Source organism: Paenibacillus sp. Y916 (assembly GCF_056786435.1).
This window is the reverse complement of the sequence record NZ_JBXCJA010000003.1, coordinates 106,087-122,055: the sequence shown is the minus strand read 5'-3', so window position 1 is coordinate 122,055 and position 15,969 is coordinate 106,087. Positions and strand designations below refer to the sequence as shown.

14 protein-coding genes are annotated in these 15,969 nt (G+C 39.5%); 5 read left to right on the top strand and 9 right to left on the bottom strand.

Annotated elements, in window-relative coordinates:
- Position 1: 1 nt before the first annotated feature.
- The 6 genes from AC1TO9_RS08675 to AC1TO9_RS08650 form a co-directional block, all read right to left on the bottom strand.
- A complete protein-coding gene (locus tag AC1TO9_RS08675; RefSeq protein ID WP_482058900.1) occupies positions 2-1,084 on the bottom strand; it encodes an ABC transporter ATP-binding protein in 1,083 nt (360 codons plus the stop codon).
- Positions 1,085-1,097: 13 nt separating this feature from the next.
- Positions 1,098-2,744: an ABC transporter permease gene (locus tag AC1TO9_RS08670; RefSeq protein WP_482058899.1), complete on the bottom strand. Its 1,647-nt coding sequence runs from the start codon at positions 2,742-2,744 to the stop codon at positions 1,098-1,100.
- A 102-nt stretch (positions 2,745-2,846) separates the two neighbouring features.
- On the bottom strand, positions 2,847-3,887 hold the full coding sequence (locus AC1TO9_RS08665; RefSeq protein WP_482058898.1) for an ABC transporter substrate-binding protein: 1,041 nt from the start codon (positions 3,885-3,887) through the stop codon (positions 2,847-2,849).
- 30 nt (positions 3,888-3,917) lie between these two features.
- Entirely contained in the window at positions 3,918-4,934 is a 1,017-nt protein-coding gene (locus tag AC1TO9_RS08660) for a LacI family DNA-binding transcriptional regulator (RefSeq protein ID WP_482058897.1), read from the bottom strand.
- Positions 4,935-5,779: 845 nt separating this feature from the next.
- A complete protein-coding gene (gene hprK, locus AC1TO9_RS08655; protein WP_482055782.1) occupies positions 5,780-6,694 on the bottom strand; it encodes an HPr(Ser) kinase/phosphatase in 915 nt (304 codons plus the stop codon).
- A 360-nt stretch (positions 6,695-7,054) separates the two neighbouring features.
- Complete coding sequence (locus AC1TO9_RS08650; protein WP_482058896.1) at positions 7,055-7,942, bottom strand: AraC family transcriptional regulator; 888 nt, start codon at positions 7,940-7,942, stop codon at positions 7,055-7,057.
- 398 nt (positions 7,943-8,340) lie between these two features.
- Here AC1TO9_RS08650 and AC1TO9_RS08645 point away from each other — a divergent pair, with 398 nt between their 5' ends.
- The 3 genes from AC1TO9_RS08645 to AC1TO9_RS08635 all read left to right on the top strand — a co-directional run bounded on the left by AC1TO9_RS08645 (position 8,341) and on the right by AC1TO9_RS08635 (position 10,732).
- Positions 8,341-8,790 (top strand): LytTR family DNA-binding domain-containing protein, encoded by a 450-nt coding sequence (locus AC1TO9_RS08645; RefSeq protein WP_482055780.1) that lies wholly within the window; start codon positions 8,341-8,343, stop codon positions 8,788-8,790.
- Positions 8,791-8,803: 13 nt separating this feature from the next.
- Positions 8,804-9,232 (top strand): hypothetical protein, encoded by a 429-nt coding sequence (locus AC1TO9_RS08640; RefSeq protein ID WP_482058895.1) that lies wholly within the window; start codon positions 8,804-8,806, stop codon positions 9,230-9,232.
- Between the two features lie 195 nt (positions 9,233-9,427).
- Positions 9,428-10,732: an alpha/beta hydrolase family protein gene (locus AC1TO9_RS08635; RefSeq protein WP_482058894.1), complete on the top strand. Its 1,305-nt coding sequence runs from the start codon at positions 9,428-9,430 to the stop codon at positions 10,730-10,732.
- 285 nt (positions 10,733-11,017) lie between these two features.
- Here the strand turns inward: AC1TO9_RS08635 and AC1TO9_RS08630 are convergent, their stop codons facing one another.
- From AC1TO9_RS08630 to AC1TO9_RS08620, 3 genes are all read right to left on the bottom strand, one after another.
- A complete protein-coding gene (locus AC1TO9_RS08630) occupies positions 11,018-11,269 on the bottom strand; it encodes a hypothetical protein (protein WP_482055777.1) in 252 nt (83 codons plus the stop codon).
- A gap of 65 nt (positions 11,270-11,334) precedes the next feature.
- Positions 11,335-12,732 carry a sensor histidine kinase gene (locus AC1TO9_RS08625; protein ID WP_482058893.1) on the bottom strand — a complete coding sequence of 466 codons (1,398 nt, stop codon included), beginning with the start codon at positions 12,730-12,732 and terminating at the stop codon, positions 11,335-11,337.
- Position 12,733: 1 nt separating this feature from the next.
- Entirely contained in the window at positions 12,734-13,381 is a 648-nt protein-coding gene (locus tag AC1TO9_RS08620) for a response regulator transcription factor (protein WP_482058892.1), read from the bottom strand.
- A 239-nt stretch (positions 13,382-13,620) separates the two neighbouring features.
- Here AC1TO9_RS08620 and AC1TO9_RS08615 point away from each other — a divergent pair, with 239 nt between their 5' ends.
- Together AC1TO9_RS08615 and AC1TO9_RS08610 are read left to right on the top strand one after the other, a co-directional pair.
- Positions 13,621-14,400, top strand: coding sequence for a hypothetical protein (locus AC1TO9_RS08615; RefSeq protein ID WP_482058891.1), 780 nt, complete (start codon positions 13,621-13,623; stop codon positions 14,398-14,400).
- Positions 14,401-14,902: 502 nt separating this feature from the next.
- The gene (locus tag AC1TO9_RS08610) at positions 14,903-15,865 is read left to right on the top strand and encodes a tyrosine-protein phosphatase (protein ID WP_482058890.1); all 963 of its coding nucleotides are present in this window, start codon (positions 14,903-14,905) and stop codon (positions 15,863-15,865) included.
- The last annotated feature ends 104 nt before the right edge of the window (positions 15,866-15,969 follow it).

Below are 15,969 nucleotides of genomic sequence, written 5' to 3'. Positions count from 1 at the left end.
ATCACTCCGTCTTCAGCAAATGAATTCTTGTTTTATCCATTGTAATACGCACATTGCCTTCCAGTAGATCCACTGGGCTCGAATCATCGACGATCCACTCCAGTGAACCGCAATCGACCCAGTAACGAACCATTCTACCGAGAAAGCTACTCTTTCTAACCGTCCCAGTCCACGTATAACTATCCTCGTCTGGTTCATTGCTGTTCGAATCAATAGTGATGCATTCTGGACGAATCATCATCATTACCTTATCTCCACTCTTGAAGCTATAATTCGATCTATTAATCTTAAGTAAATGATCACTACACTTCATAACCAAATCTTCACCCTCTAAGCCGACTACCTCTCCGTCAAAAAAGTTAGTTACGCCTACAAAATCAGCAACAAACCTGCTCTCAGGCTTAAAATAAATATCCCAAGGTGTACCCACCTGACAAATGACACCTTTATTAAAGACAGCGATCCGATCCGATATGGATAAAGCTTCATCCTGATCATGAGTAACAAATATGGCTGTAACGCCTGTTCGCTGCTGTAAATCACGAAGCTCATCTCTAACCTCGACCCTCATTTTGGCATCCAGATTACTTAACGGCTCATCCATCAGTAGAATATTTTGTCCCGTAATAAGCGCTCTTGCAAAAGCAACACGCTGCTGCTGTCCACCGCTCATTTCTTTGGGAAAACGTTGCTCCAACCCTTTAAGACCGAACATCTCTAGCATTTCGTCTACCTTTTGCTTGATTTCTTGCTTTGGCATTTTCTTGATTTTTAACCCATAGGAAATGTTCTCGTAAACCGTCATATGAGGAAATAGTGCATATTCCTGAAAGACAAGCGGTGTCTTTCTTTTATAAGCTGGCGTATTGTTAACTCTTGTGCCATCTATAAAAATATGTCCTGAATCAGGCTCATGGAAGCCCGCAATCATACGCATTAACGTCGTTTTCCCACATCCGCTCGGACCGAGAAGCGTTGTAAAACTCCCTTTAGGAACCTCAAGTGATATATCATCAATCGCTTTATAGGCTCCAAAGGTTTTGGTTACATTCTGTATAGTTATAATCGTTTCTGCTGTAGTCATAAGTCCCCCCCGACTAGATCTCTAGCGACTTGCCCTGTCGTTTGAACAACAGCTTGGCAATTCCTAGGACACTAAAGGCAATTGTGATTAACACGACTGTAAATGCTGAGGCACTGCCCCACTCTCCGTTACTCACCAGTCCTAGAATAGACACAGTGCCAACCGCGGTGTGGGATGAATAAATGAATATAATAACGCTTAAGCAGGTAATAGATCGTAAGAAAGACAGGACGATAGAGGATATGAAAGGCCCCTTCAGAAGTGGCAGTAGCACATGACGAAAGCTCTTAAAGCTGCTTGCACCTAAATTCGTTGATGCCTCCTCCAATGAGCTGCCAATCTGCTGCAGTGATGCTAGGTTCGCGCTATAACAGTTCGGTAAATTCCAGAACATCAGAGCCAGAACCATAATAATGGACGTACCTGACAAAATAAATGGAGATTCACTAAACCCCATCGCAAATCCTAAACTAAGGAACACGCCAGGTACTGCCCCCGGCAATATCGCTAGAAAATCAAGCAAGCGATTAATACCAATCTGTTTGCGCTGAACAATATAGGCCAAAATAATAGACAGCGTTGCTGCTCCAATAGCGGCTAAGAAAGCAAACGTAATGCTATTGATGACTTCTTGCTTTTTGAACCATACATAGCTCATATTTTCCAAAGTCAGCGTCCAATCATAGCCCCATGTCTTGGTAAAAGCCCCGTAGAACAACACACCATAAATGGCTAGAATAACGATGGTAACAAACATACAGAAGCTGAACAGCCCCCACTTCACATAGCCTCTCACCGGATAGGGCTCAAGCGATGTCTCTTTCCCTGTAACCGTGACATATGAACGTTTGCCTACCCATTTACGATTAATTAAGAATAAGGCCAGCGCCGGAACGAGCAACGTCGTTGACAGCATGGCGGCAGCAGGGAGATTGAACCAGCCGGACATCTGCATGTAAGCTTCTGTTGGTAGCAAAGAATAGCTACCACCAATGATCAGAGGATTACCGAAGTCAGCTAGTATATTCATAGCTGCGATTAAAGCTCCTCCAGCTAAGCCTGGACGGCATAGAGGAAGAAATACATCCTTAAATACCTGCCATCTAGTGGCTCCTAGATTGTAGGCGGCATATTCCAAGTTCGTTGAATTGGACCTCATCACCCCGTAGATAACAGCATAAGCGAATGGGAAGAAGTTAATGGTCTGCACCAGCCACAATCCGTGCCAGCCATATACATCAATGCTGATGCCCAGTACATGCTTAGAGATAATACCTTGTCTTCCGAATAATAGAATATATGATAATGCAACGATAAATGGTGGAGAAACAATAGGTAAAATCGTGATGAATTTGAACAATCCCTTGAACGGTATGTTCAATCGTGAAATTGAATAAGCAAAAATAAAAGCAACGACTGTACATGAAATAGTCGATAAAAATGTCATCGTCAAGCTGTTAATTGCCGCCCTCGTCCAACGTGAATTCGTGAACAGCTGCGCATAATCCGCAAAGGTTGGTGCACTGATTACTTTGATAATAGGCCATAGTACGAAGAAGCCTGTAAAGATGGCAACTGCTGCAATAACGAAAGCCAGAATCGGCTCATTCTTAAGCTTTCTAACTCCTAACCAGACATCCTTTAAGCCTACTGAAAGCAATAATGTTCACACCTTTCCATAAGAACGTTTCTATCTGAAACAATATGTTTGGCATATCCGTTTCAGATAGAAACTATTTTCCAAATCGTTTTATACCAAGATTTATTTTCCGCCACTAACCTCGCTAAATTTCGCGAGTGCTGCTTCTTTGATTTCAGTTGCCTTCTCGCGGTCGTAATTAACAAGCTTTAGCGTATCGATCGTTGGCATTCCTTCCGGCGGATTAACATCACTGCGTACAGAATAACGACTTGAAATCTCAGTGTTCATCTCTTGTGCTTCCTTCGTCAGTAGCCAATCGATAAAGATTTTAGCATTTTCTAGATTCGCGCCACCTTTAACGATCCCCGCTCCTCCGATTTCGAATGCGGTGTCTTCAAGAATAACGGCTTTTACTGGATAACCTTGTTTCGCGGATTTCACAATATCATGAGCCCAATGCATACCAACAACAAATTCGCCTGTTGCAGCAAGATTGACAACATCTCCGCCTGATGCTACATAATGGTGAACGTTATTACTCACGTTTTTCACGTAATCCCAAGCCTTATCTTCACCAAGACGAAAGATCTGGGTCGCTGTGAAAATATATCCGCTACCCGCTGTTGCTGGGTTCGGAAGGATAAGAAGGTCTTTATAAACAGGATCAAGCAGATCATCCCAAGTTGTCGGCTCTTGAACGCTTTGCGATGCTATTTCCTTCTCGAAGCGCTCCTCATTGACTGCTAGTGCTAGAACCCCCATATACCAGCCTTGGAAGTAGCCGTTTGCATCATTGAACATGGCATCCAAATCTTTAGCATTTTCGGAGCTGTACTTTTCCAATAAATCCTGTTCAGCAAGCGGACTGTAGAACTCAACTGATCCGCCAACGAGCACATCAGCCTTAGGTGACCCCTTCTCAGCTTGCACACGTGTACTCGCTTCACCTGCACTGTTCAATCTTAAGTATTCAATCTCAATGCCTGTATCTTCTTTAAACTTCTTTTGTATTTGAACGGTATCATCTTCATTAAGCGCTGAGTAAAGCACCAGTTTACCTGATCCTTCAGTAGACTTACTTGAGCTTCCTTCGTTTCCACAAGCAGATAGCACCAATACCATAGACACTGCCAATACCATCATTTTTTTAAACCTCAACATCGTTTGAACCTCCTTAGAATGTGTATAATCTTAACCTAGTGACTTACAAGACTTACGAATAACGAGTCTAGCTTCAATCAATTGAGATCCCTGAGAGGTCGAACTTTCATTCCTCTTATCTGAGATCATATTCAGTAACAACTGTGCGGCCTTCTTCCCCATTTCATCACGCGGTTGATCCATCGTTGTTAACTGAACCCAATGAAGGTCAGCATATTCTAAGTTGTCAAAGCCCATAATCGATAGATTGTCCGGCACACTGATGTTATGTACAGCTAACCATTCAAGCGCACCAATGCCGAGCAAGTCGTTCGCAGCAAATATGGCTGTCAATTGTGAATTGGTCTGAACCAATCGATCCATTGCCGTCCGTCCGTGTTCAATGGTTCGGCCCCCAATGACAATACCGTTGTTTGGGACCGGGAGACCACGCATGCTCATGGTGTCTTTATATCCTCTTAACCTTTCTGAACCGGTGAATGATTTCTCTGGCATGGCGATGAAGCCGATACTACTGTGACCCAAGTCAATTAAGTAATTGACCGCAACACAAGCAGCCTCGTAATGATCAACGTCAACAAATGGATAGGGCAGTCCTGCAGGCGTTCTACGTCTTAAGAATACGACTGGCATTTCCAAGTGCTTCAGCAGCTCAATCAATTCATCATCCACACCATCTGGTGTGATAATAAGTCCATCGAATTGTCTGGATATCGCGTTCGATATGAATTTCTTTTCCTTCTCCGGATTTCGATTCGTATTCACATACACGACCTGATATCCATGCTCATACAACTGTTTCTCTACTGCATTAGCTAATGCGGAGAAGAAGGGGTCCGAGATATCTGGAATCATTAGACCAATCGTATATGTCTTCTTCTGTATTAGCCCTTTCGCAATCGCATTTGGATGATAGTTGAGAGAAAGAGCTGCCTCCTTTACTTGAAGTTTTGTTCCCTCACTTATATCTGGATGATTGTTCAGCGCCCTAGAAACTGTGGAATTTGAAACTCCTACAAGCTTGGCTATATCTTTTATACTTGCCACACAGCTCACTTCCTTCCTATTAATCCAAAATCAATCACTCAACGTTTTTAGGTTACAGTTTGCTTTGCCGGCTACCGCAAACGTTCCCGCAAACGTTTGTGTTAAATCTAACACTTCAATGTTAAAGGAATATCATCTAGATATTTAGTTTTGTTAATTAAGTTTTCATCGCTTTACTTTCTCATGTTCTTCTGCTTATCTTGGGTTCACAATGTAGACTATTTTGATAGGGCACTTTGTCTCACGGTTGAAATAATGAAATGTAACGTATAATAATAGTGTCAAATTCAGGCAGGTGTTTACGATGATTTCAAACCAACGATCTCTTACTCTAAGTCCATACATAGCCATTTACGATATAGTCGTGCCAAAAGATAATATGCTACTTCAAATCAATGACCTCCCAAAACAACAACGAATTGGTAAATGAACTGGACTATTGCCGAAAAGTGATTCAGTCTGTGGAAAAGGAAGAAAGGATGTAGGGATAGACCACGTAGATACCTATTACTTTGATATCGATAAGTGTAAGCAATGTCCTTTGAAAGAAGGTTGCTATAAGGAGGGGGCGATTGCCATATTCGCAGTCAATCTTAAAAGAATATTGACGCTTATGAAGTAAAAGAGTCCGAGAAAAGCATAAATAAAGGCGACTTTCCATTCAGATTTGAATGGAAAGTCGCCTTTTTCAATTTACATACAATGTAATTGAATGCTTTTAATTTTTCTATCTTTATCAATTGTTATCTTCTGAATAAGCAGATGCAATACCCTTCCAAGGCCATCTAGTATATTCATTCACTTTATTTTATTAATTAACTCTATATATTGTGATTCTCCATATCCTACTGCATCTTATCTGCGATCCGACCCATGAACTCTTCAGCAGCGCTATAGCCGAGCTGCTTGAGATACCAGTTATTCGCCGCTGCCTCGATCAAACCTGCTACATCGCGTCCCGGCTGAAGCTGGACTTCTATATGCGGTATTTGAACGCCGAGATATTCCGTGAACTGTGGTACTATCTCTAACTCATTGTTCAGGGAATTCTCCTGCCACGGGGACAGCTCAATATCGAGTACAATTCGCGTCTCGTCCTGGAATGCCCTGCGCCCATATTGGCGTACGACATTGATCAGTCCGACACTGCGTAGGGCAAGGAACTCGCGTGTAGTCTCATTATGTGTTCCGAGAAGCGTCGATGGGCCCAGCTTCTTAAGCACGACAACATCGTCCGCCACAAATCGGTGACCTCTTCCGATGAGCGTATGAGCTGTCTCGCTTTTGCCAATTCCGGATTTACCCCTGAGCAGGATGCCTATGCCGGATACATTCATACATACCCCATGGATCGACACCTCCGGAGCCAAATTCTTCACCAGATAACTGTCCAGCTTGCCGATAAATTCCGTTGTCGTCTCTGGCGTCCGCAGCAGCGGTATGCCCTCCTGATCGCAAAACAAGGTCAGATAAGGAATCTCCTGTTGTCCTGACGTCACAATAAAACATGGTGGATGATATTTAACAACGTTTCCGATATGCATCTTGCGTTCCTCTATAGTAAGTGTCAATAAATAGGTAATTTCCTTACGTCCGAGTACTTGCACCCGCTCCATAGGAAAAAAATCGAAATACCCAACAAACTCCAGTCCTGGTCTGTGCGTTCGTGGACGGGTAATCACGCGATCCATTCGGCTTGCTCCCGCAAGTACTTCCAATTGGAATACCTCCGTAAGGCTTTTAACAGTGATTGTCTTCATGTCTCTCTCCTCCTACAACAGGGCGTACTCCTAGATACCCCTGATATTCAACACTTTGGTTTCTCGGATATATTCCACAACCGATTGGTACATTCCTTCTAACTCAGTGTCGACCTTCTACTGATCATAGTAGAATCAAGATCAACTTGCTACAACGAAACTCTAAAGACTGATTTCATACTCAATTTCAAAGAACTCGACTCTGTCTATATCTCCATTTTCTTGTTTGATTAAACACCTGGATATGCCAATCCATGTGTGATACGACAAGTTGAAGAGCACCTGATCACATCAGGCGCTCTCCAACTTGTCGTAATATTTAGCAACCAAATGCCCATATCCGCTAGACGGTTCTTATATCTAAAGCTTCTTTCTCCGAACGGGTATCCACACCTCACAAATAGAATCCGCTTGACTCTTGTCTACCCAATAGTATTTCTCAATGCAAGGACCCTCAACTTGTTCAAAGTTCGCCGAAGGGAACCACTCTGAGTAGATCCGTCTCCAGACATTCACAACTTCCAAACCAATCTCCACATCATCCGGAATTTGCTCCCTGCTGTCAAATACCGCATACGTCTGTGTTGGGATCTGGAGAACCGTTAAGTCCTGCGGAGTTTCATTTCCTTCCTCTAATTCAGAGCCCACTAAATACCGTTTCGTACCATCCTCGCTGAAATCATAATGATACCCATAAAGAAGCGTCCCCGCAGGTTTCCCCAAAACTTCATTGATTTGATCATGCGTTCCATTCTTCCAAATTCTCTCCGCAAATTCGGGTATTTCCGTAGCAGCATCCTTGAGGATAATAAAGTCCTTGCCTACCACTGTTGAAGCACTTTCTTCCACAATACGATATTCCATTTCCACTACTCCTTTAATCTGAATTTGAAAGGAGATTCGAGGAAACGACTTGAGCTTCACATCCTTCTTCTTCGCAGCAGAAGGGGTGATGCCATGCAACCGCTGAAAAGCTTTAGTGAACGCCTCCGGACTCTCGTAACCATACTTCAGTGCGACATCAATAACTTTATTGTCCGTACTTGCCAATTCTTCAGCAGAGAGGGTAAGTCGGCGATTACGAATATACTCGGTTACGGTAAAACCGGTCAAGGCATGAAACATTCGCTGAAAATGGTATTTAGAGGACAATGCTGCCTTTGCTATATCCTCGATTTCAAGCCTCGTCTCCAACCTATCTTCCATGTAGTCGATAGCCTGACGCAACAATACTAACGTCTCCATCATTTCTCATCTCCTTTCTCCTTCAGTCTAAGGGTAGTAGGGCATTGGTTCCTGTCCTGTGATGCTCCGTTTTGTCCTGTAAAACTTGCTGTTACTTATGGTACGGTTCATCATATCATCTTTTAGGCGAAACTTTGGTTGCCACGGCTCGATCATTTTCCCCATATGTTTTTCCACCATTATTGAGTACTAACTTGACGTTTTCGACATCAGACTTTATGAAGGCTCCTTTGTATGGGATTCTCTTTAAGTTATAATATCCACATAAATTTACCAAACATAGAAAACATGATAATGTTGAGTTTATACCGAGACAAAAGCGGAATCAAGGAATTTTACCAAACATATTTAGTAGAGTTAGTTAATCTCCATACGAAATCAAGCACCAGTGATTTAATAAAGTGGGTGAGTATATCAAAGTTTCAATAGAAGAAATAGGTAAAGAACACGAAGAGGAAATCATCATCCGGTGCCATAAGGTCGATGATGATATATGCGAAATCGTAAACAAGCTGAAGACAGAAGACCTCATTATACTCGGATATCATCATGACAATATTCACCGTATACAACTTAGCGATATCTATTATTTCGAGGCTGTGGACGGTAAGGTTTTTATTTACTGCAAAGATAGCGTATATGAGGTCAAACAAAAGCTGTATGAGTTAGAGGAATTATGCAAAGAAAAGAAATGTTTTCGTGTATCCAAATCTACTGTTTTGAACATAGCTAAAATATCATATATCCATCCGTCGATGAGTGGCAGATTTCAAGCGGTACTTGATAACGGTGAACGTATTGTGATATCGAGGCAGTATGTACCTGTGCTTAAAAATATGATCGGATTGTAAGGGGGAGATCAATATGGGGCTTTCTGAATTCACCAAAAAAATAATTACAGATTTCTTGATCATCTTCGCATCCATCATCATTATTATTACTTTTTTGCGACAAATTTTTTATCCCGATATAGCCTTTGATTTGAAGTCTATTTATACCCTTATGGCATTTTCAGCTGTAGGTGCGTTAACGGGATTTATTTTGTATTCTCCTCATGATATAAGCGAGAAAAACATGCGTGTAAGGATCGTAATTCATTTTCTCGCCCTAGAGGTGATAATCATTTCCCTTGGTAGTATCATTGGTATTGTGGATAATGCATTAAGTGTCATCATTTTGGCATCGGAAATCGCGGTAATCTATGTCATCGTTCGTCTGTTATCATGGCAAAATGATAAAAGAGAAGCCCAAAGGATCAACGAACAACTAAAGGAATTCAAGAAAAACATTTGAGAGTAGTCGATAAAACAATATAAAGCAGTTGTCTGCAACAGATTATTATGCGGTAAGCTTTATAGCTTATCGCTCTTTTTTTGCAACTTATTTGCCTGTAGATACAGCTTATTGTTTTGCTATATACATCCTTTCAGCCATTTTTTATGATGAACTCATAGGTTTTAAATGTAGAAGGGGAACGGTGTATCCACTATGGGAATGTTACTATTTTTGTTCGCTTTGATCTTTGAGATTTCCTTTACAACCTACTGTATGGTTACGAAGCACAACCATAACAAAGTTAGGAATTGGGCTAGAATTGCCGTATTCATCGTATTTGTAACGCTCACACTTTCATGGGTTATCGTATGGAGTTTCCGTTGGTTCTTACTTGCAATATTGCTGTTCATACTGGCGGTAATCGGAATAGTCTCGCTTATCCGTAACAAAGTAAATACGAAAGGATACAAAACTTCTCGTATGATCAGAAAAGCAATCATAATGACACTCACACTGGTATTTTCATTTGCACCTGTACTTGTTTTTCCGCAGTATAATCCCCCACAAGTTACCGGCGAATATAAAGTCGCAACAGCAACGTACACATACACAGACAAGAACCGCATAGATCAGTTTACCGACACCGGTAAGCATAGATTTGTTAACGTAGAATTTTGGTATCCGGACAATACTGATGGAACCTATCCACTATTGGTATTCTCACATGGGGCATACGGTATTAAGGCAAGCAACAGCTCTACCTATACGGAGCTTGCAAGCCACGGTTATGTCGTCGTATCCATCGATCATCCTTATCATTCTTTTTATACGGCTTCAGATGATGGGACAACTGCTATAGTCAATACAGAATATATGCGGGAAATCAACAATTCCAACAAAGAGGGCATCTATACGGTGGAGGAGACTTACGGGTTAATTCAAAAATGGATGAAGCTTCGAATGGACGATATGAATTTTGTAATAGATACAATACTTACACAGTCTAAAGGTAACAGTAACGCCATATATAAGCTTATCAATACCGATAAAATAGGTGTGTTTGGGCACTCCATGGGCGGTGCAGCAAGTGTATGGCTCGGTCGAGAGCGTGATGATATAAGTGCCGTTGTTAATATTGATTCTCCGTTGTTTAGTGAACTTAGGTACAATAAAGAGATCGATGATCTCGTTGCCAGAGGCGAAGTCTACACGACTCCACTTCTGAATATCTATTCAGATGATGTTTGGGTACAGCTAGATACCAGCTCCACTTATGCCGCGAACAAAGTCATTGATGCAAATTCCACAGAGGCATATACCGTCCATTTTCAAGGTGCTAAGCATTTAAGCCTGACAGATTTACCGCTGTTCTCTCCTCTACTTGCCAATACACTTCAAGGTGGCGTAGCAGATATTGATCCATATTATTGTATTGAAACCGAAAACCAAATTATTCTTGAGTTCTTTGACTATGTATTAAAGGGCATTGGTAGCTTCACATCCAAAGGAACTTATTGATTGAAATAGAACCGATCTATGCAATTTTGTGCAAGAAAACACTTGTAACATTATTAGCAAGTGTGGGGATCATATCTTATCTAATAGCCATAAAAGCGTTGGTATTGAACCCCAAAGTCTCCGCCATCACTTGCACTTTATCGCCGTTATTTGTGGTACGATTCCTCGTATCACTCTAACAGCGAAATTAAAGGGCACCTGATTGGGTGCCCTAATCATTAGTCATCTTCACTTATAGAGGATGTTCAAAAATCCACCTTTTGATCACGAAGGTTACCAAGAAGCTTACTCGACATCGAAGATTGAATTCAGCCGGTCCTTCCGGTGCTGAAAAGTCGACTTTTTGAACTCGCACTTATACAATACCCAACGGATAAATGCTTGAATTTGTTTCACGATAATAGCTAAACCAGCAATCATAAAGCTAATACCTACCATACTTATCATCGTCACTACAATGATCGGGATCGTTGTCATGGGGTTAAGGCTTAACCACTGTCCAGAGGTTAGCATAGCAACAAAAAGCAAGAACACCATAATAACAGACTGTAAGGCAAGTGCAACCTCTTCCTAAAGTAAGGTTCTTAGCATCTTTTAAGTTATCATTCTTGAAAAACTATCTTTACAATTGTTTTCTCGTTAGGTTTTGAAGAAAAAGATAACTCTGCATGATGCTTCTTAGCAATCTGCGCACATAATGCGAGTCCCAATCCATTTCCCCCTTCTTTTCTACTTCTTGCCTTATCTACTCTATAAAATGCTTCTGTTACCTGAAGGAGTTGCTTCTCTGTCATTCCCTTTCCGTTATCTTCTACTTCAATAACTTTTTTCTCATTTTCAAAATAAGCTCTCATTGTAATTTCACCTTTTGTGCTACATGCCTTTATTGCATTGTCTACTAAGTTCACAATCATACTTTCTATTAAATCTTTATTTCCTTTTATCTCCTCCAACTCATTGTAATATACAAATCCCATTCCTTTTTCTTTGAGCTTAATATTTTCGGTTTGATGAACCTTTTTAAACAACTGTTCTATATCAATAGATACCATTTCTATTTCCTTTTCTTCACGTATTATTACCAGTTCCAATAAACTTTCCGAAATATTTTTTAACCTTGTACTCTCTGATAAAATATAATTGGTTGCAGCATACTTATCTTCCTCACTTAAATGCGTCTTCTGCATATATTCAGCATATCCATAGATTGCAGTTAATGGCGTTCTTAATTCATGTGCCAAATCATCTATCAATCTCTGCCTTTCTCTCGCATGGTTCTCAAGCTCTTCCATCTGATATTGAATTTTATCCGCCATCGTATTAAAACTTTGTACAACTTCTGCGATTTCTTCGCCACCCCTAATCTCTAGCTTTTCTTTGTATTCCCCATTGGCAATCTTATTTGACATACTTGAAATTCTTTCTAGTGGTTCAAATAGATACTCTAATAAAATAAACAAACATATACTTAAAATTCCCGAAAATATGATACTTGCAATAAATAAAGAGTTATTCCTCTTTTCCCACTCATGTACTATATCTGTTATGTCTGCATAATAGACTAATGCATATTGGCTATACTGCTCTGGTAAGTTCCCAGATATTTTTATGTATTTCCTTTCATTTAGTGTCGCAACATGTATCTCCGTTATATCTTTTTCTTCATTTATTTCTTTATCATTTAATGTTTCTTCTATAGGTAAACTGGAATAGATACTCACTTTATCTTTATAAATCTGTAAATAAATTTTTTGAACTTCATAATGCATTTTATATGAATCATAAGAATGGGCAATAGCATCATCTATTTCATAACCTCTATTGTTCATAGCCATGATGTCTTTAGTCATACTATTCACTAAAAAATAATGCTCTCTTAGATAGCTCCCTTTAATGCCTGAAAGGTTATGTTTTGTATTACTAATACTAAATAACATAATCCCAACATTAATAAACAATAGAAATAATACCAAAGTCCATATGTACGTTTTGTTTTTCATACTACACCTCTAACCGATAACCTAGTTTATACACGGTTACAATTCTTTTCTCCAACCCTAACTTTTTTCTAAGCTTCTGAATATGAACATCTACCGTTCTTGTTTCTCCCATGAATTCATATCCCCATACTAACTCTAAAAGCTTCTCTCTTGATAAAGCAATGTTTCTATTTCTTATGAGTACCTCTAATAGCTCAAATTCCTTGGGTGTATATTCAACTACTTCGTCATTGGAAAAAAGCCTTCTACTATGAAATTCAACCCTCACATTATCTATTACAAATGTATCTTCATCCTTCTTGGTTCGTCTTAATATAGCTTCTACTCTTGCAAAAAGTTCTAACATTTCAAAGGGTTTTGTCAGATAATCATCTGCTCCCATGACAAGCCCCTTTACCCGATCCTCTACACTTCTTCTAGCCGTTAACAGAATAGTAGGAATACCTTTTACTTGTTCCAATACCTCAAACCCATCCATTTCAGGTAACATAATGTCTAATACAATTAAATCAAAACTTTTATTTTTTATCATTTCTACGGCTGTCTCACCATCCATAGCCAAATAGCAGGTATGCCCTACCAACTTTAAGTTTCTCCTTATTAATTCATTAATGGCCTCTTCATCTTCTACTACTAGAATATCTGCCATGCTTTTCACCCCATCATAATAAACAACTAATATCCTTTTTCACACTTGAAATCTATACTTAGATATACTATTCTATTTCAAATGTATAAATATTTGACCTTATTATCTCACATTAAAATCTAAATATTAGTATTACTCTTTTTTTTTACAACTCTATAACAACTTTATAATAGTACCCATATATTTTCTTGTTATTTTTATATTGTCAGTAAATAAGAAATTACAAGGAGGACAATACAATGTCTCGAAAATCATTACTTCCAAGAAGTCTTGCAAAAAACGGTTTCAAAGGTGTTAAAATCATTACTTTTATAGGTGTCGCTTCCCTGATATTCACACAAGTCATAGTAGCTACCGAGCTAGAAACTATCACCAAAGTCCCTACTACTTACAATCTCTCTGAACTTTCCTACTTAGTGGATAGACAAATTCCTACTGGCTATGTAAAAGCTAATTATAAGGCTATCTATTCCCCTAATACTTTAAGTAATAAAACACCTAGTTCTAAAAATTTATCTTTACAAGAAGTTGCTGAAATAGCTGCCCAAGAAATATTTAAATTCTCTGGCGACAAACTTGATAATCAAACGCTTCAAATGTCCTATTTCGATAGCTCTCAAGCTTATAGACCTTATTCTTACTGGCAGGCTAATGTAAGTATTACACCCTCCTATCATTTTCATGTTGAGATAGATGGAAGTACAGGGGAACTAATTCGCATCTTATATATTGGTGGTCCTAATATAGACAACGAGTTTGATATTGATGCACCTTCAACCACTAAACTGAGTAAAGAACGACTCGATGACTCATATGCAAAAGTCCAAGATCTTATCACCAAAACAGGCTATATAGCTGAACCTATTAAATCCATAACATATCAGTATATGTCTGCTGATGCATTCGCAGTGTTTTCACATACCTTTTATGTCACAACAGCTTCTAATAAAATCCATAGTTTTTCACTCTCTCAAGATCTTACTCAACTGAAAGACTATCACATTGGAACGGGAAAATGAATAATTTTGCAACTATGAGTTCATGAATATTTTTCTTGATATGGAGCCCCTGTAGATACGATTGTTACGCCAGAAAAGCTGTATACCTTTTAGGTATACAGCTTTCTATTTTTTAGTACTTATTTATGGTACGATTCACCGTACATCGCTTACTGGTATAGAAGATTTCATATGGACTTCCTTAATTAAAGCCCGAAGTAACGCAGGATATTACTTGAACTATATGTGTCTAAATTCCCATGGTAAGGAAAAGACGGTATCGCTGCTGGATTGCGATCATGACGGCATCCTTTCGAACGAGGGAACCTTTCGGGAAGAGGCGAGGTGGCTAAGGGCTTTGAAATCATAAGATAAGATAAAGGAAATTGTAAGCATATCAACTCTTCCCCGCATTTATCAGCCTCAATAAACTTTACAATAGTAAAACATAACTCGTACATGAATTTAATAATTACTTAGTATCATTGATTTTGCACATAAAACTAGGGGGATATCATACATCATGAGAAAATTTCATTTATTGAGTTCTATTTTAGCAATCGGTTTGCTTTTAGCGGCATGCTCAAATCAGTCAGAGGAAGTAGTCAATTCTCAGCCTACAAGTGAACCGACAGCCAACAATCAACTTGCAGACACGAACGAAACAGCAACTGTAGCGCAAGGAACAAAAATACAACTTAAAGGTTCTCTAAATACACGTGATTTAGGTGGTTACGAAACGTTAGATGGGAAAGTCGTAAAGCCGGATATGCTCATTCGTAGTGGTTCACTTGAAAAACTAACTGAACAAGATATTCAAACATTAGTGAATGATTATCAAATAAAAAACATCATTGACCTCAGAACAGAAGCAGAGGTAGCGAAAGATCCGGAGATTGTTATTAATGGCGTGACGAATACGGCTATTCCGCTTATTAAAGATACGAAGCTAGGCATTACGCATGAAAATAAAACAAAGCTTACAGACCCTGCAGATATATTGCTAGCTTATGTTGATACGATGGGCGGAGACGTCGAAGCGTACAATGTAAAATCATATCCCGAATTGGTTACAGAGGACTATTCAATCGGTCAACTGAAATCATTTTTTGAATATGTACTGGCAAATGAAGATGGTGCCGTATTGTATCACTGTACTGCAGGAAAAGACCGAGCTGGCACGGCAACTGCGTTATTGCTTAGCGTACTCGGAGTAGATCGCGAAACAGTCATTGAGGATTTCTTGAAGTCGAATGAATTCCTTAAGCCAAAAATCGATGGAACTGTAAAATTAGCTTCTCAAAAAACCTCTGACGAGCAAGTACTATCTAACGTTCGTTTATTACAAGGTGTTACTGAAAGTTATATCCAAGCTGTCTTCCAAACAATTGACGAACAATATGGTTCTGTTAGTTCATTTTTCGAACAAGAACTTGATATCACAAAAGAGCAACAAGATGAACTGAAAGGTAAATATTTAATGTGAAATAAAGCCAACCTAAACAATACAGGTTACCAGAGTTCTGAGAGATGACCTCTGGTACTCTGTATTGTTTGTTTAGATAACACACTTTTATATTCAATAGGTCA

Excerpts from the sequence above, each read along its gene's own strand:
- AC1TO9_RS08620 (WP_482058892.1), bottom strand. The coding sequence starts at position 13,381 with ATGGCAGATATTCTAGTAGTAGAAGATGAAGAGGCCATTAATGAATTA.
- AC1TO9_RS08650 (WP_482058896.1), bottom strand. The coding sequence starts at position 7,942 with ATGATGGAGACGTTAGTATTGTTGCGTCAGGCTATCGACTACATGGAA.
- AC1TO9_RS08665 (WP_482058898.1), bottom strand. The coding sequence starts at position 3,887 with ATGTTGAGGTTTAAAAAAATGATGGTATTGGCAGTGTCTATGGTATTG.
- AC1TO9_RS08625 (WP_482058893.1), bottom strand. The coding sequence starts at position 12,732 with ATGAAAAACAAAACGTACATATGGACTTTGGTATTATTTCTATTGTTT.
- AC1TO9_RS08635 (WP_482058894.1), top strand. The coding sequence starts at position 9,428 with ATGGGAATGTTACTATTTTTGTTCGCTTTGATCTTTGAGATTTCCTTT.
- AC1TO9_RS08640 (WP_482058895.1), top strand. The coding sequence starts at position 8,804 with ATGGGGCTTTCTGAATTCACCAAAAAAATAATTACAGATTTCTTGATC.
- AC1TO9_RS08675 (WP_482058900.1), bottom strand. The coding sequence starts at position 1,084 with ATGACTACAGCAGAAACGATTATAACTATACAGAATGTAACCAAAACC.
- AC1TO9_RS08610 (WP_482058890.1), top strand. The coding sequence starts at position 14,903 with ATGAGAAAATTTCATTTATTGAGTTCTATTTTAGCAATCGGTTTGCTT.
- hprK (WP_482055782.1), bottom strand. The coding sequence starts at position 6,694 with ATGAAGACAATCACTGTTAAAAGCCTTACGGAGGTATTCCAATTGGAA.
- AC1TO9_RS08615 (WP_482058891.1), top strand. The coding sequence starts at position 13,621 with ATGTCTCGAAAATCATTACTTCCAAGAAGTCTTGCAAAAAACGGTTTC.
- AC1TO9_RS08630 (WP_482055777.1), bottom strand. The coding sequence starts at position 11,269 with ATGGTGTTCTTGCTTTTTGTTGCTATGCTAACCTCTGGACAGTGGTTA.